Below are 23,363 nucleotides of genomic sequence, written 5' to 3'. Positions count from 1 at the left end.
CCGCCCGCCCAGGGGCCGCCCGCAGAGTGGCCCGAGCGAGCGAAGACGCCGCAGCGCCGTCTTCCTACAGTGGCGAAAGCCGCTTCGCTTCGACGCGGCCGCCACCTCAGGGAGAGATCGATGCTGATGAAGAAACTGGTCGCCGCGCTGTTCGCGCTGCACGCGTTCGCGGCCTTCGCCGCGGTCGACGTCAACAAGGCCGATCAGGCCGCGCTCGAAAGCGTCAAGGGCATCGGCCCAGGCCTTTCGGCCAAGCTGCTGGCCGAACGCAAGAAGGCCGCGTTCAAGGACTGGCCCGACCTGATCGAGCGCGTTGGCGGCGTCGGGCCGGGCAACGCGCAGCGCTTCTCGACCGCCGGGCTGACGGTCAACGACGCGCCGTACTCGGCGGCGGCGAAGGCCGACAAGCCGCTCGCCGCGAAGGCGAAGCCCGCAGACAAGCCTGCGAAGTAATCCGCCGCCGCCATGCGCCGTCGTCGTACGGCGCAGCCGTTCGGCTCAGGCCCTCTCCCGGCTGCGGGAGAGGGCGCTGCGGCTCACACGTCGCTGGAGACGTTCGTGTCCGCGAACGGCTGCCACGCCGACAGCGGCAGTGCCTGCTGCCTGCTCGTGTCCCAGCCGAAGAACTTCAGCACGTCGTCGCGACGCGCCATCGTGTCGGCCTCGCCGAGCGCGATCAGCTCGCGCGTGTACGGCGCCTCGAACAGCAGGTAGCTCGCGAGCGCCGAGCCTTTGGTCGAGTCGGGCGCGTCCTCGCTGACCCCCACCGAGCGCAGCATCGCGCGCACCGGCGCAGGCAGTGCGTGCAGATGGCGCGCGGCGATCGAGTCGATGCGCTGACTCGGTGCGATCACCAGCAGCTCGATCGGCCGCAGGCTCGTGCGCGCGCGCGCCTCGCCGCCGAGCAGGGCCAGCGTGTTGTTGATGCGTTGCAGCCGCTCGATGTCCACCGCCAGCGCATCGAGAAAGATGTTCGACAGCGCATGCCCGGCGATCTGCCCGAGGCTCGGGTAGCTGTTCGCCACCGGCTTCGGCGCAGCCGGCTCGTGCATGCGGCCGGCGCCGATCACGAAGATGCGCTCGGCGCCGAGGTGCACCGCCGGCGAGATCGGCGCAGCCTGGCGCATCGAGCCGTCGCCGAAGTACTCGCTGAGCGCCGTGTCGGCATGGCCGCGCGCCAGCGGCACCGCGGGAAAGATGAACGGGATCGCCGACGAGGCCATCAGGTGCTCGATGCCCAGCGAGGCGCGCATCGCCACGCGCTGCGAGCGCGTCCAGGGCGTCAGCTCGCGCGGCGCGTCGTAGAAGGTGACGTGGTCGCCGGCGCTGTAGCTCGAAGCGCTGATCGCCAGGCCGAGCAAATGGCCTTCATCGATCAGCGCCGGCACACGGTGCATCGGCAGCAGCGTCGCGAGCAGCTCTTGCAACGGGGCGTTGTCGAGAAGCGAACGCGGCCGCGCCCGCCGCCACTTCGCCAGCGCCCATCCCGCCGTGAACAGGGTGAGCCAGCGCGCGCCGGTGCGGATCACGCCGAAGGCATCGGCGCGGTAGACCTGCCCGGCCTCGAAATTGCGCCACACGCGCAGCAGCAGGCGCACCGCGCGCTCGAAGTCGTCGGCACCGCAGCTCAAGGCCGCGGCGTTGATCGCGCCGGCCGAGGTGCCGGCGATGACCGGAAAGGGGTTGCCGCCGCGCACGCCAGCTTCGCGCCGAAGCCGCGCCACCGCGGACAGCACGCCGACCTGGTAGGCGGCGCGTGCGCCACCTCCGGTGAGTACGAGGCCGACGGTCGGGTTCACGCGGCGAGGATAGTTCGCGGCCCCTCGGCAACCCTTCCAAAGGCGGCACCGAGCGTGGCATGCGGCGCGCTTGCGGCGCCCTCGAAAGGGGCCGTGGGGGCCTCAGTCGTCGCGACCCTTGCCGTGACCCTTCCCATGGCCCTTGCCGTGGCCCTTGCCGTGACCCCGGTCGTCATGGCCACGCTCGTAGCCGCGCTCGTAGCCTTGCCGATAGCCACGCTCGTAGCCGCCGCGCGAACGCCGATACGGACGCACGTACTGCTCCTCGTACCAGCCGTCCTGCACGAAGTACACCGGCTGGCCGCAGGCGGCATAGCGCGCGCAATGCTTGCCCCAGTTCTTGGCATGGCCCGGCGGCACGCGCAGGTAGATCGGCTGGCGCATCACCGCCACCGGGGCCGGCGCGACGATCACCGGCTGGGGATAGATCAAGGGCGGCGGCGGCCGGTTGTTGATGTCGATGCGGCCGTAGAAGCCGGGCTGGCCGACGCTGACCGAGACGCCGACATCGGCCGCCCGCGCCGGCAGCGCGGCGAGCCCCGCGCCGAGCATGGCGGCGGCGCAAAAGGCCCCAGTGATCTTCTTCATTCGGACTCCAAGCATTGCGATCCCCGAACAACGGCGTGCGCCGGCGCGCCGACGACGCCCGACGGTGAAGTTTCGTTGCCGCTCGTGAGTCATTCGTAGACGACCATGGCCTGACCGTGACTGCCCGCACGCCAGCGCGACAGCGCTTCGTCGCTCGGGAAAAAGCGTGCGGCGTCGCCGAGGTCGAGCTCGGCCTCGACGCGCTCGCGCCGCAACGCGAGCCGCACCGCCAGCCCGAGCGGCGTCCTGCCCTGTTCCGACTCCACGGCACGTGGCGGAAAGGCTTGCAGCAACTCGTCGACCGGCGGCGCCGCGCCGTTGACCGGCACGCGCAGGAAGCGGCCGAACTTGCAGCGCGCGGCCGCCATGTCCCAGACCTGTTGCACGTTGAGCCGCAACCCGCCGGAGAAGCGGTCGGGCTGCAGCCGCGCTTGCACGACGATCAGCGCGTCCTCGGCGAGCAGCTCGCGATGCACGAGCAACTGTTCCTCGTTGACCACCGCGTCGATCGCGTCGCTGCCGTCGTCGAGCCGGAACAGCGCGACCCGCCCGCGCTGGCCGTTGACGATGCGCAGCTCGGTGACGATCCCCGCCACCAGCTGCGGCTCCCTCGCATCGACCAGATCGGCGATGCGCCGCTTCGCGAAGCGCCGCACCTCGGCCTCGACTTCGTCGAACAAATGGCCCGACATGTAGAAGCCCAGCGCCTGCTTCTCCTGCATCAGCCGCTCGCGCACGCCCCACGGCACGGCGGCGACGAGCGCCGGCTCCTGCGTCGAGGCGGCATGCGAATCGTCGAAGTCGAACAGGCCGCCCTGGTCGGCATGCGCCGCCCGGGTGTCGGCGAACTCGAAGGCGAGGCCGACGCTCGCAAGCATGGAGGAACGCTCCGACGCGCCTGCGGCGCTGCGCCCGGCAGAGGTGTCATCGGCTTGGGGCGAGCCGGCACGGTGCCCGTGCAGCGCATCGAAGGCGCCCGCCTTGATCAGCGCCTCGACGACCCGCTTGTTGACCCGCGTGCGATCCACCCGCACGCAGAAGTCGAACAGGCTCGTGAAGGCCTGGTCGCCACGCGCCTGCACGATCGCCTCGATCGCGCCCTGCCCCGTGCCCTTGATCGCGCCGAGGCCCCAGCGCACGCCATGGCGTGCGCCCTCGTGGCCCCTGACCCGCTTCGCCTCGATCGGCTCGAAGCGCCAGGTGCCGGCGTTGATGTCCGGCGCGTCGAAGGCCACGCCGAAATGCTTCGCGTCGCGCACCAGCACGCGCAGCTTGTCGGCGTCGTCGAGCTCGACGGTCATGTTGGCCGCGTAGAACTCGGCTGGGTGGTGGACCTTGAGCCAGGCCGTCTGGTAGGCCAGCACCGAGTACGCGGCGGCGTGGCTCTTGTTGAAGCCGTAGCCCGCGAACTGCTCCATCAGGTCGAACACCTCGTCGGCCTTGGCCTGGCCGATGCCGTTCTTCGCGCAGCCCTCGCGGAAGATCGAGCGCTGCTTGGCCATCTCCTCGGGCTTCTTCTTGCCCATCGCGCGGCGCAGCAGGTCGGCGCCGCCGAGCGAATAGCCGGCGAGGATCTGCGCGGCCTGCATCACCTGCTCCTGGTAGACGAAGATGCCGTAGGTCTCGCCGAGCACCTTCTCCAGCAGCGGATGCGGGTAGTCGATCGCCTCCTTGCCGTGCTTGCGCTGGCAGAAGCTCGGGATGTTCTCCATCGGCCCCGGGCGAAACATCGCGTTCAGCGCGATCAGGTCCTCGATGCGGCTCGGCTTGGCCTGCTTGAGCATCGCCCGCATGCCGCTCGATTCGAACTGGAAGACCGACTCGGTCAGGCCTTCGGAGAACAGCGCGTAGACCCTGCGGTCGTCGAGCGGCAGCGCATCGAAGTCGAAGTGCTGCTTGTCGGCGTAGCGGGTCCGCAGGAACTCGCGCGCGAGCTCGAGGATGGTCAGCGTCGCCAGCCCCAGGAAGTCGAACTTCACGAGACCGATCGCCTCGACGTCGTCCTTGTCGTACTGGCTCACCGCGCTGCTGCTGCCGGGCTGCTGGTACAGCGGACAGAAGTCCGTGATCTTGCCCGGCGCGATCAGCACGCCGCCCGCATGCATGCCGACGTTGCGCACCGTGCCTTCCACGCGCTCGGCCAACGCCAGCAGGGCGGCGACTTCCTCTTCCTTCTTCTCGCGCTCGCCGATCTCGGGCGACTCCAGGCGGGCGTAGACCGTCGAGTCCTTCTTCGGGTCGTGCCCCGGCGGCGGGCGGCGCAGCGTGACCGTCCTGCCCGGCGGCGCCGGCACCAGCTTCGCGATGCTGTCCACGTGGCCGTAGCCCATGCCGAGCACGCGGCCGACGTCGCGCAGCGCGGCCTTCGCGGCCATCGTGCCGAAGGTGGCGATCTGGCCGACCGCGTCGCGGCCGTAGCGCTGCTTGACGTAGTCGATCACGCGCTCGCGGTTGGCCTGGCAGAAGTCGATGTCGAAGTCGGGCATCGACACGCGCTCGGGGTTCAGGAAGCGTTCGAAGAACAGCTGGTAGGCGAGCGGGTCCAGCCCCGTGATGCCGAGCGCGTAGGCGACCAGCGAGCCCGCGCCCGAGCCGCGGCCGGGGCCGACCGGGCAGCCGTTGGCCTTCGCCCAGTTGATGAAGTCGGCCACGATCAGGAAGTAGCCGGGAAAGCCCATCTTCACGATGGTCGCGATCTCGAATTCGAGCCGCTCGACGTACTCGGCGCGGCGCCGCTCGCGCAGCGCGGCATCGGGATACAGCTGCACGAGCCGCTGCTCCAGGCCCTCGAACGACACGTGCCGGAACCAGGCCTCGGGCGCCATCCGCTCGCCGTTCACCTGCGGGATCGGGAAGTCCGGCAGCTGCGGCTTGCCGAGCTCCAGCACCAGGTGGCAGCGCTTCGCGATCGCGACGCTGTTGGCCAGCGCCGAAGGCAGGTCGGCGAAGCGCGTGGCCATCTGCTGCTGCGTCTGGAAGTGCTGCTCGCGGCCGAACCGCTTGACGCGGCGCGGATCGCCGAGCGTCGAGCCTTCGGCGACGCACACGCGCGCCTCGTGCGCCTCGTAGTCGTCGGCCTCCAGGAACTGCAGCGGGTGCGTCGCGACCACCGGCAGGCCCAGCTTCGCGGCGAGCGGCACCGCGGCCCGCACGTGCGTCTCCTGCCGCGCGAGGCCCGCGCGCTGCAGCTCGAGGTAGAAGCGGCCGGGGAAGATGGAAGCGAGCCGCCGCGCCGTGGCCTCGGCCTTCGCCGCATCGCCGGCCAGCAGCGCCTGGCCGACCGCGCCCAGTTCCGCGCCCGACAGCGCGATCAAGCCTTCGTGATGCTGCGCGAGCCGCTCCCAGGCGACGCAGGCGAGGTGCTTGCGCACGTTGTGCGTCCAGGCGTGCGACAGCAGCTCGCAAAGATTCAGGTAGCCGCGCCGGTCCTGCACTAGCAGCAGCAGACGGCTCGGCGGGCGGGCCTCCGCGCCGGCCTGCACCTCGCCCGCGTCTTCGAGCCAGACGTCCGCGCCGATCAGCGGCTGCACGCCCGCACTGCGTGCGGCCTCGTAGAACTTGACCGCGCCGAACAGGTTGCTCAGGTCGGTGATCGCGAGCGCCGGCTGGCCGTCGGCCGCGGCGGCCTCGACCATCGCGTCGATGCGTAGCATGCCGTCGACGACGGAGTACTCGGTGTGGCTGCGGAGATGGACGAATCGGGGCGCGGCGCTCATCCGCGGGATTCTAGGAAGCGCATGCGCGCGCCCCCTTCGCCGGCTACAGCGTCAACAGCCGGCGGCGCTTCTGCGTCTGGTCGATGTAGCGCTGCAGCTGCCGCTCGCCGCCCGGCTCGACCTTGGCGAACTCGCAGCCGAGCCGGCCGCCCTTCGATTCGTGGTTGAGCAGGGTCACGTGGTGCACGACGAGGCTGGCGCCGAAGCGCGTGTCGCCGTCGAGTTCGATCTGCGCGAGGCCGATCGTGGTGCCGGGCTCGATCGGCGGCGTGTCCTCGGGCAGGAACAGCGCGACGCCGCTGATGCTCACGTCGAGCACGCGCAGCGCGAGCCGCATGTCGGCCACCGCCGGATGGCGCAGCACCGCGACCGGGCTGGCGTTGCCCATCGGCTTGACGCGAAAGCTGCTGCGCCGCTGGAAGCGGTACATGCGTCGCGGCAGGCGCGCGCTCATCACGCAGCCGCCGACGCCGCGCACCAGCATCAGGTCGGTCAGGTCGAACTGCAGCTTCACCGCCTCGAGGTAGCCGACGGCGACGACCTCGCCGTCCTCGAGCAGGTTCTGCAGCTGCACGTCGTTCGGCTCGGCGGTCAGCGAGAGCGTGCCGCGCGCCGCGTCGACCGCCCACACGGTGGAGCTGTAGTGCGCGCCGCGCGGCGAGCTGAGGTTGAGCACCACGTCGCCGTCGGCGCAGTTCTTCAGCAGCGCGACGATCTCCGCCTGCGATCCGACGAGGAATTCGCCCAGGCCCGAGCTCGCCTCGAGCGCGTCCAGCGGTGCCGGCATCGTTTGCATCTCGAGTTCCTTGGCGGTAGGCGGCGTGGTATCGGCTTGTCGCGAGTGCCGCCGCGGATCCGGCTTTGCCGGGCCGCCAGCGGCGCCCCTTGAGGGGAGCGGCGAAGCCGCAACGGGGTGGTCGTCAGTGCAGGACGTGCGGCTTGCCGGCCATCAGGCGGTCGAGGTCCTCGAGCCAGGGTTCGGCGAGCGTGCGGATCTCGGCGTCGTTGACGAGGATGCGTTTCATGATGCGGCTCTTCAGCACGCGCTCGTCGCGGCCCAGCTCCTTCTCGGCGCCGGCCTGCTTGAGCCGGCCGATGAGCACCGCGCAGGCGCCTTCGAGCTTGATCACTTGGTCCCAGTCGCCGCCGCGCGCAGCGGCCAGCATCTGTTCGCTCGCCTGCTCGATGGCCTCGTAGTACTGGATCAATGCGCCCTGGTTCATGGTCAACGCTCGGTTTCTGGGATGGATACAACGCGCGGTTCGCACGGCGGGCCTCAGGCCGGCCGCTCGATCTCGCTCCACGCATCACGCAGCGGCGCGAGCAGCGCGGCGCATTCGCCGAGCGCCGCGTCGTCGTTGCGCAGGTTCGCTTCGGTCAGGCGGCGCGCCAGGTAGCGGTAGAGCCGGTCGAGGTTCGCGGCCAGCTCGCCGCCGCGGTCGCGGTCGAGCCCGCCGAGCAGGCCCTCTTCGACGATGCGCGCGGCCCGCGCGATCTGCCGGCCCTTCAGTTCGATGTCGCCGCGTGCCATCGCGCCGCGGGCCGTCGAGATCGCCTCGAGCGCCCCGTCGTACAGCATGCCGACCAGCTTCGGGCCGCTCGCGGCTTCGATGCCGGTCTGCACCTGGACCTGCTGGTAGGTGCCTGCAAAGCTCTTGTGAGGGGAAAACATGGTCATGTCGCTCCGCGTTCGTCGTGTGCCTTCGTTATCGGCACACCGGGCTCATGACTTGAGATCCCGCGATCCGGGGATCTGGCCGGTGTTCGCCGGCCTGCAACCGCTCAGGAGTTGCCCTTGTTCCAGCTGGTGATCTGCTGGCTGATGTAGGTGTTCAGCCCGTTGAGCGTCGCGAGCTTGGTGTCGAGCGCGCTGTACTGGCGGTTCAGCCGCGCCTCGACCTGCGCGACGCGCGTCTCCTCGCGCTTTTGCCGCTCGTCGTTGCGCTTGATGCTCGCGAGCAGCCCGTTGGTGCGCGTCTCGACCACGCCGCCGCTGCCGTTGAGCTGCGTCGCCAGCGTCTTGATGCGCACCGCGAAGCCGTCCTCGACGTCGCGCGGGCCGTCGGCCGTGAACGCGCGGCTCAGTTCGGCGAGGTTGGCCGACGAGCTGGCCTGCGTGAATCGGGTTTCGTTGACCTTCAGGTTGCCGTCCGGCTGCAGCTCCACGCCCACGTCGGACAGCCGGCCGTAGCGCGCCGAGGCGTTGCTGCTCGAGCCCAGCATCGCGCGCAGCTGCGACTGCAGCGCCAGCGTCGCGCGGTCGCCCTGCAGCGTGCTGGCCTTCTTGCTCTCGTCGTCGTACTTGGTCTGGTCGCGGATGTACTTGTTGATGTCGTTGTAGGCCTTGACGAAATCCTCCAGCGACTTGCGCATCGCCGTGTTGTCCGTCTGCACCGACAGTTGCACCGGCGTCGTCGTCACCTTGTTGAACGTGATGGTCAGTCCCTGCACCACGTCGCTCAGCACGTTCGAGTTCGACGAGATCGCGAGGCCGTTGACCGTGCCGGTCGCGTTGCGCGCGGCCAGCGTCTCGGCCAGCGCGCCGGGCACGGCGTTCGGCGGGTCGTAGACGAGGCCGGCGAGCGTCGGGCCGCCGGGCGTCGTGGGCGCGTCGGCGGTCGCGGTGATGCGCACCGAGTTCTCCAGGCCGGAGTTGATCGAGCGGATCGCGAGCCGCGTGCCGCTCGCATCGCGCACGATCGAGGCGCTGACGCCGGCGTTGGCCGCGTTGATCGCGCTGCGCACCGCCTCGAGCGTGTCCTGCCCCGGCGCGATCACCACGTCGACCGCGGTCGCGCCGGTCTTCGGCGTGAAGGTGGTGCGGCCGGCGTCCCAGCCGCCGAGCTCGATGCGCAGCGTGCCGCTGCCGGTGGTGGCCATGTTGGAGGTGTAGACGCCCGAGGCGAGCGACTGCGACTGCGCAAGCTGCGTCACCTCGACCGCATAGCTGCCCGGCACCGCGCTCGTCGTCGAAGTGACCGCGACGGAGCTCGCGTCGGGGCTGCTCGCCTTGGTCGGCCGCCAGGTGTCGGCCTTGGTGAGCACGTTGGCCGCGTCGAGCAGGTTGGTCGTGTAGCTCTGGATCAGCCCGAAGGCCGACAGCTTGGCCTGCAGCGTCTCCTTCTGCGTCTGCAGCGTCTCGATCGGCTTGCGTTCGAGCGCGACCAGCTGGCTGACGATGCTCTTGACGTCGAGCCCGCTGCCGAGACCGGGGGAGGAGATGGTCGCCATTGCATGCTTTCCTTGACAGCGGGTTCTCGGCGGCCCGCGCGAAAACTTGAGCCCTTCAACGCGACGGCCCGCCGCGAGGCAGGCCGTCTTTGGAGGATCCGGCGTCGGCCGGCATCGGCCGGCCCGCGCCCGTCACTTGAGCAGCGACAGCACCTGCTGCGGCAGCTGGTTGGCCTGCGCGACCATCGCGGTGCCGGCCTGCTGCAGGATCTGCGCGCGCGAGAGGTTCGCGGTCTCGGCCGCGAAGTCGGCGTCCATGATCCGGCCGCGGGCGGCCGCGGTGTTCTCGCTCTGGATCATGATGTTCGCGACCGCGCTCTCGAAGCGGCTCTGCACCGCACCCAGCGTGGCGCGCGCGCCGTTGATCTGGTTGAGCGCGTCGTCGATCTGCTTCATCGCGAGCCAGGCGTCTTCGACGGTGTCGATGGTCAGCACCTCGATGCCGACCGACGAGGTCGCCGAGCTGTTGGCGATCGCGAGGTCGGTGCCGACGAAGCCGCTGTTGGCCACGGTGAAGCCGACGCCGCTGACGCCGACGGCGCTGCCGGCCGAATCGAGCTTCGACGAACGGAACGCGATCTCGTACTGGCCGGCCGAGGCGATGACCGGGCTGGCCTTCAGGTAGGCCGCGACGCCGGTGTCGGCCGTCAGGCGGTTGACCGCCTCGACGACCTGGCCCAGGCGTTCCTCGCCGGTGCGGGCGATCGCCAGGTTGCCGAGCGAATAGGTGGTGCCGCCGACCTGGATCGCCAGCGAGCCGTCGGTGATCGCGGTCAGCGAGGTGATCTGGCCGGACGTGCCGGTGACCACGGTGTCGGCGCCGTAGACCACCTTCGACAAGCCGCTCGCCGAGGCGTTGGTCAACGCGGCGACGGTGATGCTTTCGCCGGAGTTCGCGCCGATCTGGAAGGTCGAGGCGGTGAACGAGCCGTCGAGCAGCTTCTGGCCGTTGAAGGCCGTCTGCTTCGCGACGCGGTTGATCTCGTCGCGCAGCTGGCCGACTTCGGCGTTCAACGCCTTGCGGTCGTCGGCGCTGTTGGTCGCGTTGGAGGCCTGCACCGCGAGCTCGCGCATGCGCTGGAGCATGTCGCCGAGCTTGCCCAGCGCGCCTTCGGCCACCTGCGCCAGCGAGATGCCGTCGTTCGCGTTGCGCGCCGCGACGTTCAGGCCGCGCACCTGGGTGTTCATGCGCTCGGCGATCGCCATGCCGGCGGCATCGTCCTTCGCGCTGTTGACGCGCAGACCGGAGGACAGGCGCTGCATCGACGTCGAGAGCGCGCTCTGCGACATGTTCAGGTTGCGCTGCGCGGTCAGCGAGTTGATGTTGGTGTTGATGGTCTGGGGCATGGAAGCACTCCTTGGCTTGCGTCGCTAGGCATGGCCCGGCGACAGCCGGAAACCCGTTGAGGTGGAGTGAATCTTCGGCCGGGCCGGCGCGTGCAAAAGCCCGATAAACGGCGCAAGGGCCGGCCAATTCGCCGCCGCGCCGCGCTGCACGCGCAGCGGAGAACAAGCCGGGCCGAAGCCCGAGGCCCAGAACGAAAAAGCCCGGCCGGAGCCGGGCTTGGAAGGAGCGTGGCCGTCGCCGGCCACGCTTGCCGTCGCGCATCAGCGCAGCAGCGACAGCACCTGCTGCGGCAGCTGGTTGGCCTGCGCCACCATCGCCGTGCCGGCCTGCTGGAGGATCTGCGACTTCGACAGGTTCGCGGTTTCGGCCGCGAAGTCGGCGTCGACGATCCGGCCGCGGGCGGCCGAGGTGTTCTCCGCCTGGATCGCGATGTTGGCCACCGCGTTCTCGAAGCGGCTCTGCACCGCGCCCAGCGTCGCACGGGCGCTGTTGACCTGGTTCAGCGAGTCGTCGATCTGCTTGATCGCGAGCCACGCGCCTTCGACCGTTTCGACCGTCAGCTGGTCGAGGCCGGCCGCCGAGGTCGACGAGCCGTTGGTGATCGCGAGGTCGCTGGCCAGGATGCCGCTGTTGGCCACCGTGAAGCCGACGCCCGAGACGCCGACCGCGCTGCCGCTGGAATCCAGCTTCGACGAGCGGAACTCGATCTCGTACTGGCCAGCCGAGGCGGCCGTCGCGCTGGGCTTCAGGTAGGCGGCGACGCCGGTGTCCACGCTCAGGCGGTTGATCGCTTCGACGACCTGGCCCATGCGCTCCTCGCCGGTGCGGGCGACCGCGAGGTTGCCCAGCGAGTACGTCGTGCCGGCGACCTGGATCGCCAGCGAGCCGTCGGTGATCGCGGTGAGCGTCGTGATCTGTCCCGACGTGCCGGTCACGACCGTGTCGGAGCCGTAGATGACCTTCGACAGGCCCTTCGACGACGAATCCGTCAGCGCGGCGACCGTGATGTTCTCGCCGGCGCCGGCGCCGACCTGGAAGGTCGCCGCGGCGAACTTGCCGTCGAGCAGCTTGGTGCCGTTGAACGAGGTCTGCTTCGCGACGCGATCGATCTCGTCGCGCAGCTGGCCGACTTCGGCCTGCAGGGCCTTGCGATCGTCGGCGCTGTTGGTGGCGTTGGAGGCCTGCACCGCCAGTTCACGCATGCGCTGCAGCATGTCGCCGACCTTGCCCAGCGCGCCTTCGGCGGTCTGCGCCAGCGAGATGCCGTCGTTGGCGTTGCGCGCCGCGACGTTCAGGCCACGCGTCGTGGCGTTCATGCGCTCGGCGATGGCGAGGCCGGCGGCGTCGTCCTTCGAGCTGTTGACACGCAGGCCCGAGGACAGGCGCTGCATGGAGGTCGCGAGGGTGCTCTGCGACGCGGTGAGGTTCCGCTGTGCCGTCATCGACGCCACGTTGGTGTTGATGGTCATTGCCATGATCGATAACTCCTAAGTTGATGAACTCCCGGCGATTCGCCGGCCTTGACACTTGTGGGGAAGTCGCCCTCCCCATTCGCGCCCGTCGCCAACTCGGGCTTGCGGAATCGCTTCCACTCGCCTTCGCCGCTGACCGGCTGCGCCCGGGGCAGTTCATCGATGAGCCCGACGTCGTGGGTTGTGTCGGTTCTTCGGTCGCTGTTCCGGACCACGAAGCCCTGGGGTCCGGGCCTCGTTGAAGCCCTTATCGGTGGGCCTCGCGCCGAACTTGAGGCCTTTCGACTTCATCGCGCTTCGACGGATCGAGCGAAGCATCGAGACGCGGGATACGAGGGTGAAGCGCCTGCTTATCGGCGCTTGCGAGTCCGACTTGCTGGCTAGATTGCACGGGCCGCGCGTTGCTTCGCGCCAGGACGCTCATCGCCCATGCCTTCGCACCCAAGCCCTCGACATTCACGCCTGCGCGCGAGCGCCGCGCCGCCGCCTGCGTCACGCCACGGCTTCATCACGGCGCGCAACGAGGCCTACAAGGCCGTGCTCGCCAACGACTGGGCCGGCGCGATGCAGCGCTTCGAACGCCTTGCCGGCGATGCGGCCTTCGAGGCGCACGACTGGGTCGCGCTTTCGAGCGCGCGCTACAAGACCGGCCGCATCGAAGCGGGCCACGAGGCCGCCTTGCGGGCGCTCGCGATCGAGCCCGGCAACGCGAAGGCCGCGCACATGGCCACGCTCACGCTGGTGGTGCAGAACCGCTGGGCCGAGGCGCTGCCGATCTTCGAGCGCTTCGCCAGCGGGCCGGCGCGCCAGCACTACGACTTCGTCGTGAACCACGGCGTCACGCTGCAGCAGCTGGGCCGGCACCAGGACGCGGTGCCGGTGCTGCTCGAAGCGATGGTGCTCGAGATGGCCGACCCGGCGATCCACATGCGCCTGGGCCTGACACTCAAGGACCTGAAGCTCTTCGAAGAAGCGGCCGAAAGCTTTCGCACCGCAGAGACGCTCGACCCGAGCCGCTTCGCCGCGCAACTGATGGTCGTGCACATGCGGCAGTTCGCCTGCCAGTGGGACGGCTTCGAGGCCGACAGCGCCCGCATCGTCGAGTCGATGGCGCGCATCGAGCGCGACGAGGACCAGCGCGGCGAAGGCGCCGTGTGGGCGCTCGCGGCGATCGAGCATCCGCCGCTGCTGTTCAAGTCGGCCTGCGCGGCGATCACGCGCAAGTACGCGGCGCACGCGGCGGCATCGCCGCTGGCGAAGCGCGTGCCGCATGCGCTCGACGGCAAGCCGCCGTCATCGAAGCTTCGCGTGGGCTACGTCTCCGGCGACTTCCACAACCACGCGACCGCGCTGCTGATGGTCGAAGCCCTGGAGCACCGCGACCGCGAGCGCTTCGAGGTCACGCTCTATTCGCACAGCCCCGACGACGGCTCGCCGATCGAACGGCGCATCCGCACGGCCTGCGAGCGCTACGTCGACATGCGCGCGATGAACGAGCGGCAGATGGCCGAGCGCATCGCCGCCGACGGCATCGACATCCTCGTGGACCTGAAGGGCCACACCTTCGGCAACCGGCTCGCGGTGTTCGCGTGGCGGCCGGCGCCGGTGCAGGTGGCCTGGCTGGGCTTTCCCGGCACCTGCGGCGCCGACTTCATCGACTACATGATCGGCGACCGCTTCACCACGCCCATCGAGCACGCCGCGCACTACAGCGAGAAGCTCGCGCAGATGCCGCACAGCTACCAGCCGAACGACAGCCGGCGCTTCCGCCCCGCGCCGACGCGGCGCGCCGACTGGGGCCTCGGCGAAGACGCGATCGTGCTCGGCTGCTTCAACCAGGCCTTCAAGATCGGCCCCGACAACTTCGCCGCGTGGATGAACATCCTGCGCGCCGTGCCGAACGGTGTGCTGTGGCTGCTCGAGGACAACGCGCAGGCCTCGCACAACCTGCGGCGCGAGGCCGAGCGCGCCGGCATCGATGCACGCCGGCTGGTGTTCGCGCCGCGCGTGCCGGTCGATGTGCACCTCGCGCGCCTGCCCTGTGCCGACTTCATGCTCGACAACTGGCCCTGCAACGCCCACACGACCGCGAGCGACGCGCTGTGGATGGGCGTGCCGATGGTCACCAAGACCGGCGCGATCTTCGCGTCGCGCGTCGCGGCCGGGCTGCTCGAAGCCGTCGGCCTCGGCGAACTGGTCAGCGACGACGTCGCCGGCTACGAAGCCACCGCGATCGCACTCGCGCGCGACCCGGCACGGCTGGCGCGGCTGCGGGCGCACCTGGAACAAGGCCGCACGAGCTTCCCGCTCTTCGACGGCCGGCGCTTCGCGCGCGACCTCGAAGCGCTGTACGAGCGGATGGCCGAAAGGCAACGCGCGGGACTCGCGCCGGATCACCTGCCGGCCGCGACGGGCTGAGCGTTCGCACCGGCGCGCCGGCTCCAGGACCAAGGAGCCGCCGCGCGTCGTGCGGTGCCGCCACGCTGCTCAGACCCCCAGCGCCTCCATCAGCTGGGCCGGCTCCACCGGCTTGAGCAGATGCCGGTCGAAGCCGGCCGCGGCGATGCGCTCGCGGTCGCGGTCCTGGCCCCAGCCGGTCAGCGCGATCAGCTTGAGCGGCGCGCGCTGCCGCTCGCGCAGCTTCCGCGCGAGCTCGCAGCCGTCCATGCCGGGCAGGCCGATGTCGAGCACCGCGGCGTCGAAGTCGTGGCTGTGCGCGGCCTGCAGCGCCTGCTGGGCGTCGTAGACCCCCTCGGCCCGGGTGCCGATGCCGCGCAGCAGCTCGACGAGGCTGTCCGCGGCGTCGCGGTTGTCGTCGACCACCAGCACGCTGCGCGGCAGCGCGGGCCGCGCGGCGGCGGGGCCGGCGGCGGCCGGCACGCCATCGCCGCGAGCGTCGGCGGCCGACAGCGGCAGCCGCACGGTGAAGGTCGCGCCGCGGCCCGGGCCCTCGCTCGCGGCCTCGATGCTCCCGCCGTGCATCTCGACCAGCGTCTTCGCCAGCGTCAGTCCGATCCCCAGGCCGCCTTGCGCGGGCCGCGCGCTGTCGCCCGCCTGCACGAACATGTCGAAGATCGGCGCGAGCATGGTCGCGGCCAGGCCGATGCCGTCGTCGCTGACGCTCACCGCCGCCTGCGCGCCCTCGCGCCGCGCCGCGAGCGTGATGCGGCCGCCCGCCGGCGTGTACTTCGCCGCGTTGTTGAGCAGGTTGCAGAACACCTGCGTGAGCCGCACCGCGTCGCCGTGCAGCGCGAGCGGCTCGGACGGCAGGTCGACCACCAGCCGATGGCCGCGGCCTTCGATCGCCGGGCGGCTCAGCTCGACGGCGTCGCCGAGCACCGCGGCCGCCTCGAGCGGCGCGCGCTGCAGGTCGACCTTGCCGCGGGTGATGCGCGAGACCTCCATCAGGTCGTCGACCAGCCGCACCATGTGGTCGAGCTGGCGGCGCAGCATCGCGTGGATGCGTGGTTGCTCGGCGGCGCCCACGCGCGCGTCGGACAGCAGCGCGAGCGCGGTGCTGATCGGCGCCAGCGGGTTGCGCAGTTCGTGCGCGAGCGTCGCGAGGAACTCGTTCTTGCGCCGGTCGGCCTCGTGCAGGCCTTCGAGCACGTCGCGCAGCTCCAGCTGGCGCCCGCGCGCGCGCAGCATCGAGCGCAGCGCGGTGATCAGCGGGGCGACGCGCACCGGCCGCTCGACGACGGTGAGATTCGGCATCACCGCCGCTTCGACCAGCCCGCGGATCGCGTTGGAATGCGCGCCCTGGCGCGCCAGCACCAGCACGGGCACGTCGGACCACGGCGGTTGCGCGGCCAGCGCGTGGAGCAGCTCCGCCGCGCCGGGGCCGGTGAGGGTCTCCTCGGCCAGCATCAGCGCGCCGACGCCGTGCTGCATCTCGCGCAGCATCTCGGCGATGTCCGCGCATTCGCGGCAGAAGATGCCCGCGCGTTCGAGCACCGAAGAGGCGGCGCGCGCGTCCTTCGCGGTCGCCAGCCGCGCGAGCACGCGCTGCTCGAGCTCCGTCGGCGATGCGGGGCCGGCCGGCAGCGCGAGCAGATCGCCCGCCTCAGGCTTCACCGGCAAGCTCCTCCTGCGGCGGCTGCGGCTTGACCGGCTCGGGCGTGCCCGAGAGCACGCCGCGGTAGTCGCGCAGCGGCTCGCCAATGTCGATGCCTTGGGCGCTGAACTGCAGGCGGCGGATCGTGCGCTCGTGCCCCCCGGCGCGCTTCTTGACGACCGAGATGGCCTGCCGCACCTCGCCGTACAGCTCGTAGTAGCGCAGCAGCACGACCGAGTCGGCAAGGTAGCTCGCATCGACCGGCGCCTGCATGTGCGTGCCGATCAGGCCCGAGTGCGCGCCGACCAGGATGGTGATCACGCCCTGCTGGCCCAGGAAGGTGAGCAGCTCGTGCAGTTGGATCACCAGGAAGCGTTCGTCGGGCATCGCGTTCAGGTAGCCGTTCAGGCTGTCGATCACGACCAGCTTCGCCTGGTGCTCCATCACGCGCTCGCGGATCGCGTGCACCAGCTCGCCCGGCGACAGCTCGGCCGGATCGACCTGCCGCACCGTCAGGTGGCCGGCATCGATGGCCGGGCCGAGGTCGATGCCCATGCCCTTGCAGCGGGTGCGCAGCGTCGCGACGGCCTCGTCGAAGATGAACATCGCCGCGTGCGCGCCGCGCTTGCTCACGGCGGCGGCGAAATGCGCCGCGAGCGTCGACTTGCCGGTGCCCGGCGCGCCGACGATCAGCGTGCTGGTGCCGGACTCCAGGCCGCCGCCGAGCAGCGCGTCGAGCGCGGCGCTGTCGCTCGTGATCTGCGTCGGCGCGAGCGGCGGCGTGTGTTCGGAGGCGATCAGCCGCGGGAAGACCTGCAGCCCGCCACGGCGGATGCGGTAGTCGTGGTAGCCGTCGCGGTAGGCGCGGCCCCGGTACTTGGTGACGATGAGCCGCCTGCGCGTGATGCCGTAGTCGACGTTGTGCTGCTCGAGGCGGATCACGCCGTGGGCGATCGACTGCACCTGCAGGTCGTGCTCGACCGCGGTCATGTCGTCGAGCAGCAGCACCGTGCATTGCCGGCCGGCGAAGAACTGCTTCAACGCGAGGATCTGCCGCCGGTAGCGCAGCGAATTGCCGGCCAGCAGTCGCAGCTCGGACAGCGAATCGAAGACCACCCGCAGCGGCTCCACCCGCTCGACGTCTTCCAGGATCTTCAGCGTCGTCTCGCTCAGTTCGAGCTCCGACGGATGGAAGAGCGTGTGCTGCTCGTCGGGGTCGAGCGAAGTGACCGGCGGCAGCAGCTCGCGGATCTGGACGCCGTCGAGCGTCCAGCCGTGCGAGGCGGCGACGGCGTGCAGCTCCTCGATCGTCTCGGACAGCGTCAGGTACAGCACCGGCTCGCCTTGGCGCGCGCCTTCGCGCAGGAACTGCAGTGCGACCGTCGTCTTGCCCGCGCCCGGCACGCCTTCGAGCAGATAGAGCCGGCTCGCGGCGAGGCCGCCGGCGAGCACGTCGTCCAGGCCTTGCGCGCCGGTGCTCAGGAGCGCTGGAGTTGTTGCCGCCGTCTGCTCGTTCTTCATCGCTTTGCTTCCCCCCGGAGTTGCGGCTCGTGCGTCCAACCGGCGCCAGCGGCAATCGGTGTGCCCGAGCACGTGCAGCCGGCCCGGCACGAGCCTACCGACGCGGAACTGCCGGGCAAAGCGGCGCTTGTTCCGGGCATGCGCCGCAACCCCGCCCACGAAAAATGGGGGCCAACCTCGGCTCGCCGCGTCCTCCACCATGTCTTCCCTGCCTGACCTCCATCTCTGCGTGATGCAGCCCGCGGGCTACGTGCACGCGCTCGGCTTCGTCGATCAGGCGCGCTTCCTGCGCCACCAGTTCCGCCGCTTCGGCGCACGGGTGACGATCGCGAAGAACCGCCTGCGCGAGGACGCGGTGAACCTGGTCTTCGGCGCGCACCTTGGCTTCCCGGTCGAATGGACGACGCGCCACGCCTGCGTGTTCTTCAACCTCGAGCAGCTGGGCGCTGGCGGCGCGAAGGTGAGCGCGGCCTACCTGGAGCTGCTGCGCACTTCCGCGGTGGCCGACTACGACGCGGCCAACGTCGCGGCCTACCTCGCGCCGGGCGTCGATGCGGCCGACGTGCCCATCGTCCCCTTCCTGCACGCGCCCTACCTCGGCGCCGGCGTCGAAGCGATCCCGCTCGAGCAGCGCCCGATCGACCTGCTGTTCTTCGGCAGCATGAACGAGCGCCGCGCGAAGCTGATCGAGCGCATCGAGGCGGGCGGCACGCAGGTCGCGCTGTTCGATGCGCCGCTGTACGGCCCCGAGCGCGACGACTGGATCCGCCAGTCGAAGGCCGTCCTGAACATGCACTTCTACGAGAGCAGCCGCTTCGAGCAGGTGCGCGCATCGCACTGCCTTTCGCTCGGCACGCCGGTGATCAGCGAGCGCGGGCCGAACACCTTGCCGCCGGCCGCCTTCGAGGACACGGTGTTCTGGTTCGATGCCGCCGCGCCCGAGGCCTTCTTCGCGCAGCAGTTCAAGACGGCGGCGTTCTTCGACGCGGCCCGCACGAAGCTGGAAGCCTGGCGCACCACCGACGCGACGGAGGCCTATGCCGATCTGCTCGCCTTCGCCTGCGGCTTCGCGCAGGGCCACGCACAGCGTCGCGAGCCCGGCGCCTGGCGGCCGAAGCAGGTGAACCTCGGCTCGGGCAAGGACTACAAGCCCGGCTGGCTCAACCTCGACGTGATCGACCGGGCCCAGCCCGACCTCGTGCTCGACCTCGGCCGCGAGGTGCAGTGGCCGGTGGAGGCCGTCACCCGCTACGGCAGCCCGCTGCATCTGGCGGCAGGCAGCGTCGAGACGATCTACGCGAACAACGTGCTCGAGCACGTGCCCGACCTGCCGCTGCTGATGACCAACCTGCTCGCCCTGCTGGCGCCGGGCGGCACCGTCGAGATCGAGGTGCCCTACGAGCGCGCGCTGACCGCCTGGCAGGACCCGACCCACCTGCGCGCGATGAACGAGAACTCCTGGCTCTACTACACCGACTGGTTCTGGTACCTCGGCTGGTTCGAGCACCGCTTCGAGATCGCGCGCTCCGGCTGGCTCGACGTGAACGTGCAACCCTGCCCGCACGAGCGCGCCGCCTTCATGCGCATCACGCTGCGCAAGATCGAGACGACGCCGCGCGAGCGCACGGTCGCGCGCACGATGCGCGCGGACTTCGCGCTGCCCGACGACGAACTGCCTTCGCAAGCCGGCTCGTTCGACGAGCCGGGCGCGCATCCGGGTCACTTCGGGCCGGCGCAGGCCGGCGTCAACCTCGTGCATTGAGCCCTCGCCCGAGCGCGACGCTCGCCATCGCCTGAAAGCCCGCCATGAACATGCCACTGCCGCGCGAAGCGACCCGCGCCGCCGCGCCGCGCATCGAACTGCGCCGCGCCCGCGGCGAAGGCCGCGCCGCGGCGCGCGTCGACGCCGCGCTGACCGCGGTGATGCCGCCGGCGGCGCGCGTGCTCGCGCTCGGCTGTGCCGCCAGCGGCTTGCGCGAGGCCTACCTGCGCGAGCACCCGCAAGCCCGCTGGCACGAAGCCGATGCGCTGCCGCCGGGCAACGCCGAAGCCTTCGACCTGATCGTCCTCGGCCCGCGCCTCGGCCACGGCGGCCTTGCCGCGCTCCCGTTCGATGCACTGTTCACCGCCCTCGCCCGCCATGCCGCGCCGAACGCGACGCTGGTGCTGCGCGCGGCCAACGGCGCGTCGCTCGAACGCATCGAGCGCATCGTCGAAGGCGACCTGAGCGCCGACGACGGCGGCGACGGCGCGGCCCCTTCGATCTCTTCGCTCTACAAGCGTCTGATGGACGCGGGCTGGATGCCCTCGCTCGCCGGGCGCCGCCCGGCCGCGCCGGTGCAGACCGCGACCGCGCAGGCCGCGCTCTCGATCGCCGACGCGCTCGCGATCCCGCACGGCACCGTGGAGCGCACGCTCGGCATCGACGAATGGATCGTCACCGCGCGCCGCGCCTTCGACGCCGCGCCGCCGGGCTCGACCGAAGGCCGCTTCGACGTCGTCGTGCCGGTCACGCGCGAGCGGCAGCTGCGGCTCAACGTCGAAGCCTCGCCCGGGCTGGCCGAGGTCGAAGCGCGCATCGTCGTCTGCCGCGGCGCCGCGCACGCGGCCGAAGCCCTCGAGAGCTCGTTGCCCGCCTGCGAAGCCGACTGGGTGCTGATCTGCCACCAGGACGCCTTCTTCCCCGAAGGCTTCGGCCACCGGCTCGCCGCGGTGCTGGCCGCGGTGCCGGCCGGGGAGCGGGAACGCACGCTGATCGGCTTCGTCGGCATGGGCGTCAACGCCACGACCCACGACTACGAGCCGGCGGGCTTCGTCGTCGACCGGCTCGAGACGGTCGATCACCCGCCGAGCGAACGCGCGATGTCGATCGACGAGGTCGCGATCGTCGTCTCGCGCCGCTCGATCCACCGCATCGATCCGACCTTCGGCTGGCACCTGTGGGCCACCGACCTGTGCCTCGCGTCGATCTGCGAGCACCGGCAGTTCGCGCGCATCGTGCGGTTGCCGCTGTTCCACAACTCGGTCACCGACTACGAGTTGCCGGAAGCCTTCATGCGCTCGGCCACGACGCTCGCGGCCAAGTACCCGGCCTTCAAGAGCATCCCCACGCTGTGCGCGACGATCGACGAGCGCTTCCTCGCGCGGCCGGCGGACTTCGTGCGGGTCGAGGCCGCCAGGCCCGCCGCGAGCCCGGCGGTGGCGCCCCCCGCGCGAGCCGCCATGGCTGCGAGCGCCGAGCCGCCGTGGCGCGTGCGTGATCGCGACCTCGAGCTGCCGGCCGCGACCCGCACGATCCAGGCCCGCATCGACGCGGGCGACCACGAGGGCGCGACCACCGGCATCGTGCAGGCGGTGCATGCCAGCTACACGCAGCCCGGCGTCAGGCACCGCGCGCTCTACATCCCGGCGTTCGACGACCAGATGCGCCAGCTCGCGCAGGCGCTGGGCCGCGAGCCCGGCACCGCGCGCAGCGGCGCCCCCGGCGTGCCCCTGCTGATCGCCACCGAGCTCTACGACCTGGGCGGCCATACGCGCGTGCTCGAAGAGGTCTCGCACGAAATGAAGCAGCCGGTGCTGGTGCTGACCGACCTGTTCCGCAACGGCGCGCGCGACCCGGCGCGGATCGACGCGCTGCGCCAGCGCTTCGCGCACACGCAGTTCATCGTGCTGCCCGACGTCCCGCTCTGGGAGAAGTGCCGGATGCTGCGCCAGCTGGTGCTGCGCCTCGTACCCCGTGCGACGCTGTACTTCAACCACCACCAGGACCCGATTCCCTTCATCGGGACGCTCGCGCAGCCCGGCCCGCGCCGGCTGTTCATGCACCACGGCGACCACAACCCGAGCCTCGGCTGCACGCTGCCCGACGTCCGCCACGTCGACCTGATCTCGAGCCTGCAGGCGCTGTGCGGCGAGCGGCGCGCCGAGCCGGCGACCTGGCTCGCGCTGTTCGTCGCCGACCAGGGCCGCAAGGCGTTCCCGAAGCCGGTCGCCGATCGCGGCTACGGCGTCGCGACGGCCGGCCACCCGGCCAAGTTCGCGCGCGACGGCGCGCTGTCGCTGCAACGGATCGCGGCGACCGCGCTCTCGGCGATCGACGGCCGGCATTTCCACATCGGCCCGCTCGACGACGGCTGGCTCGCGGACATCCGTGCCCACCTGGAGGCCTGTGGGATCGCCGGCGATCGCTTCGTGTCGCTGGGCACCGTGCCCTCGGTGTGGCGGACGCTGAAGACGATCGACGCGGCGGTCTACATCGGCTCGGCGCCGGTCTCAGGCGGGCGCAGCGCGATCGAGGCGCAGGGCTGCGGGCTGCCGACGCTCTGCTATCGCGGCTTCGATGAAGGCTCGCTGCTGGCCGACTACTCGTCGTACGCCGACCCCGAATGGGGCTGGGCGAGCCTCGACGAACTGGCCGCGCGGCTGGCGCGGCTCGGCGAGCCGGGCACGCACGCGCGACTCTCGCAGCGCGCGCGCGCCTTCTACGACGACGGCTTCTCGCGCAAGCGGTTCAAGCGGACGTTGCAGGCGCTGGTCGGCGCCTGAGTCCGGCGAAACAGCGCCGGCCCCGGCCGCCATTTCCGCGCATCGCACGCCTCGCCGGCGCGCAAGACTGCCGCATGAGCGCCGTCCTCGACCTCGCCACGGCCCTTGCCGCGCCGCCGGCCGCCAGCGGCTGGCAGGTGCTCGACCACGACCGCCACGATCCGGCCGCGGCCGCACGCTGGGATGCCTTCGTGCGCCGCGCCCGCAACGGCCTGTTCCTGTTCGAGCGCGGCTACATGGACTACCACGCCGAGCGCTTCGACGACGCCTCGCTGCTGCTGTTGCGAAACGGCGAGGTACGCGCGGCGCTGCCCGCGCACCGAAGCGGCGACACGCTCGTCTCACACGGTGGCCTGACCTTCGGCGGCCTGCTGCTGCACGAGGCCGGCGGCCTCGACGAGACACTCGACGCCTTCGACGCGCTGACCGCCGCGTTGCGCGCGCGCGGCCTGCGCCGGCTGCGGACGAAGCCGGTGCCGCATGCGCTGCACCGGCTGCCGGCCGAGGACGAACTGTTCGCGCTGCACCGCGCCGGCGCACGCTGCGTGCGCATGGAGGCCGCGACCACGATCGACCTGGCGCGCCGCCCGCCGCTGGCCAAGGGCCGGCGCCATGCGCTCGCGAAGGCGCGGCGCGCCGGCCTGCAGGTCGAGCGCAGCGACGACCTGGCCGGCTACTGGCAACTGCTGAGCGGCGTGCTCGCCGCGCGGCATGGCGCCGCGCCGACGCATCGGCTCGACGAGATCGTGGCGCTCGCCGCGCGCTTTCCCGAGGACATCGCGCTGCACGTCGCACGCCGCCCCGACGGCACCGCGCCGCTGGCCGGCGCGCTGACCTACCGCTACCCCGGCGCACTGCACACGCAGTACCTGGCGTGCGGCGACGAAGGCCGCGAGCACGGCGCGCTCGACGCGGTGATCGCGCACCTGATCGACGCCGCCGCGCCCACGCAGCGCTGGCTTAGCTTCGGCAGCTCCACCCTCGACGGCGGCCGCGGCTTCAACGCCGGCCTGGTCGCGCAGAAAGAGATGTTCGGTGGGCGCACCACCGTCATGCCGACCTACGAAATCGACCTCGACTGAACACGGA

Annotated in this window: 16 protein-coding genes; 5 read left to right on the top strand and 11 right to left on the bottom strand. The window is 71.1% G+C overall.

Annotation, left to right across the window (positions count from 1 at the left end; genetic code table 11):
* Positions 1-120: 120 nt before the first annotated feature.
* Positions 121-453, top strand: coding sequence for a ComEA family DNA-binding protein (locus VFR90_RS00790; RefSeq protein ID WP_326404001.1), 333 nt, complete (start codon positions 121-123; stop codon positions 451-453).
* Positions 454-536: 83 nt separating this feature from the next.
* On the opposite strand, the gene VFR90_RS00785 is transcribed toward VFR90_RS00790, so the two are convergent.
* The 9 genes from VFR90_RS00785 to VFR90_RS00745 all read right to left on the bottom strand — a co-directional run bounded on the left by VFR90_RS00785 (position 537) and on the right by VFR90_RS00745 (position 12,157).
* Positions 537-1,799, bottom strand: a complete 1,263-nt coding sequence (locus VFR90_RS00785; protein ID WP_326404000.1) for a patatin-like phospholipase family protein — start codon at positions 1,797-1,799, stop codon at positions 537-539.
* A gap of 102 nt (positions 1,800-1,901) precedes the next feature.
* The gene (locus VFR90_RS00780) at positions 1,902-2,387 is read right to left on the bottom strand and encodes a hypothetical protein (protein WP_326403999.1); all 486 of its coding nucleotides are present in this window, start codon (positions 2,385-2,387) and stop codon (positions 1,902-1,904) included.
* Between the two features lie 89 nt (positions 2,388-2,476).
* Entirely contained in the window at positions 2,477-6,103 is a 3,627-nt protein-coding gene (gene dnaE / locus VFR90_RS00775) for a DNA polymerase III subunit alpha (protein ID WP_326403998.1), read from the bottom strand.
* A 43-nt stretch (positions 6,104-6,146) separates the two neighbouring features.
* Positions 6,147-6,899, bottom strand: coding sequence for a flagellar brake protein (locus VFR90_RS00770; protein WP_326403997.1), 753 nt, complete (start codon positions 6,897-6,899; stop codon positions 6,147-6,149).
* Positions 6,900-7,023: 124 nt separating this feature from the next.
* On the bottom strand, positions 7,024-7,326 hold the full coding sequence (gene fliT / locus VFR90_RS00765; RefSeq protein ID WP_326403995.1) for a flagellar protein FliT: 303 nt from the start codon (positions 7,324-7,326) through the stop codon (positions 7,024-7,026).
* Between the two features lie 53 nt (positions 7,327-7,379).
* Complete coding sequence (gene fliS, locus VFR90_RS00760) at positions 7,380-7,775, bottom strand: flagellar export chaperone FliS (RefSeq protein WP_326403994.1); 396 nt, start codon at positions 7,773-7,775, stop codon at positions 7,380-7,382.
* A gap of 110 nt (positions 7,776-7,885) precedes the next feature.
* Positions 7,886-9,334 (bottom strand): flagellar filament capping protein FliD, encoded by a 1,449-nt coding sequence (fliD, locus tag VFR90_RS00755; RefSeq protein WP_326403993.1) that lies wholly within the window; start codon positions 9,332-9,334, stop codon positions 7,886-7,888.
* Between the two features lie 132 nt (positions 9,335-9,466).
* On the bottom strand, positions 9,467-10,681 hold the full coding sequence (locus VFR90_RS00750; RefSeq protein ID WP_326403991.1) for a flagellin: 1,215 nt from the start codon (positions 10,679-10,681) through the stop codon (positions 9,467-9,469).
* Positions 10,682-10,942: 261 nt separating this feature from the next.
* Entirely contained in the window at positions 10,943-12,157 is a 1,215-nt protein-coding gene (locus VFR90_RS00745; protein WP_326403990.1) for a flagellin, read from the bottom strand.
* Between the two features lie 426 nt (positions 12,158-12,583).
* On the opposite strand from VFR90_RS00745, the gene VFR90_RS00740 reads away from it, so the two are divergent.
* Positions 12,584-14,572 (top strand): O-linked N-acetylglucosamine transferase, SPINDLY family protein, encoded by a 1,989-nt coding sequence (locus VFR90_RS00740; protein ID WP_326403989.1) that lies wholly within the window; start codon positions 12,584-12,586, stop codon positions 14,570-14,572.
* Positions 14,573-14,641: 69 nt separating this feature from the next.
* On the opposite strand, the gene VFR90_RS00735 is transcribed toward VFR90_RS00740, so the two are convergent.
* Positions 14,642-16,228 (bottom strand): hybrid sensor histidine kinase/response regulator, encoded by a 1,587-nt coding sequence (locus VFR90_RS00735; protein WP_326403988.1) that lies wholly within the window; start codon positions 16,226-16,228, stop codon positions 14,642-14,644.
* Positions 16,218-17,729, bottom strand: coding sequence for an ATPase domain-containing protein (locus VFR90_RS00730; protein ID WP_326403986.1), 1,512 nt, complete (start codon positions 17,727-17,729; stop codon positions 16,218-16,220). The genes VFR90_RS00735 and VFR90_RS00730 overlap by 11 nt, the downstream gene beginning before the upstream one ends.
* 199 nt (positions 17,730-17,928) lie before the next feature.
* On the opposite strand from VFR90_RS00730, the gene VFR90_RS00725 reads away from it, so the two are divergent.
* The 3 genes from VFR90_RS00725 to VFR90_RS00715 all read left to right on the top strand — a co-directional run bounded on the left by VFR90_RS00725 (position 17,929) and on the right by VFR90_RS00715 (position 23,356).
* The gene (locus VFR90_RS00725) at positions 17,929-19,491 is read left to right on the top strand and encodes a methyltransferase domain-containing protein (protein WP_326403985.1); all 1,563 of its coding nucleotides are present in this window, start codon (positions 17,929-17,931) and stop codon (positions 19,489-19,491) included.
* Between the two features lie 44 nt (positions 19,492-19,535).
* Positions 19,536-22,274, top strand: a complete 2,739-nt coding sequence (locus VFR90_RS00720) for a hypothetical protein (protein ID WP_326403984.1) — start codon at positions 19,536-19,538, stop codon at positions 22,272-22,274.
* Positions 22,275-22,348: 74 nt separating this feature from the next.
* The gene (locus tag VFR90_RS00715) at positions 22,349-23,356 is read left to right on the top strand and encodes a GNAT family N-acetyltransferase (protein WP_326403983.1); all 1,008 of its coding nucleotides are present in this window, start codon (positions 22,349-22,351) and stop codon (positions 23,354-23,356) included.
* Positions 23,357-23,363: the final 7 nt, after the last annotated feature.

The sequence above is a fragment of the Methylibium sp. genome (genome assembly GCF_035762065.1).
Lineage (GTDB): Bacteria > Pseudomonadota > Gammaproteobacteria > Burkholderiales > Burkholderiaceae_C > Methylibium.
This window is presented reverse-complemented; position numbering and strand designations above follow the sequence as displayed.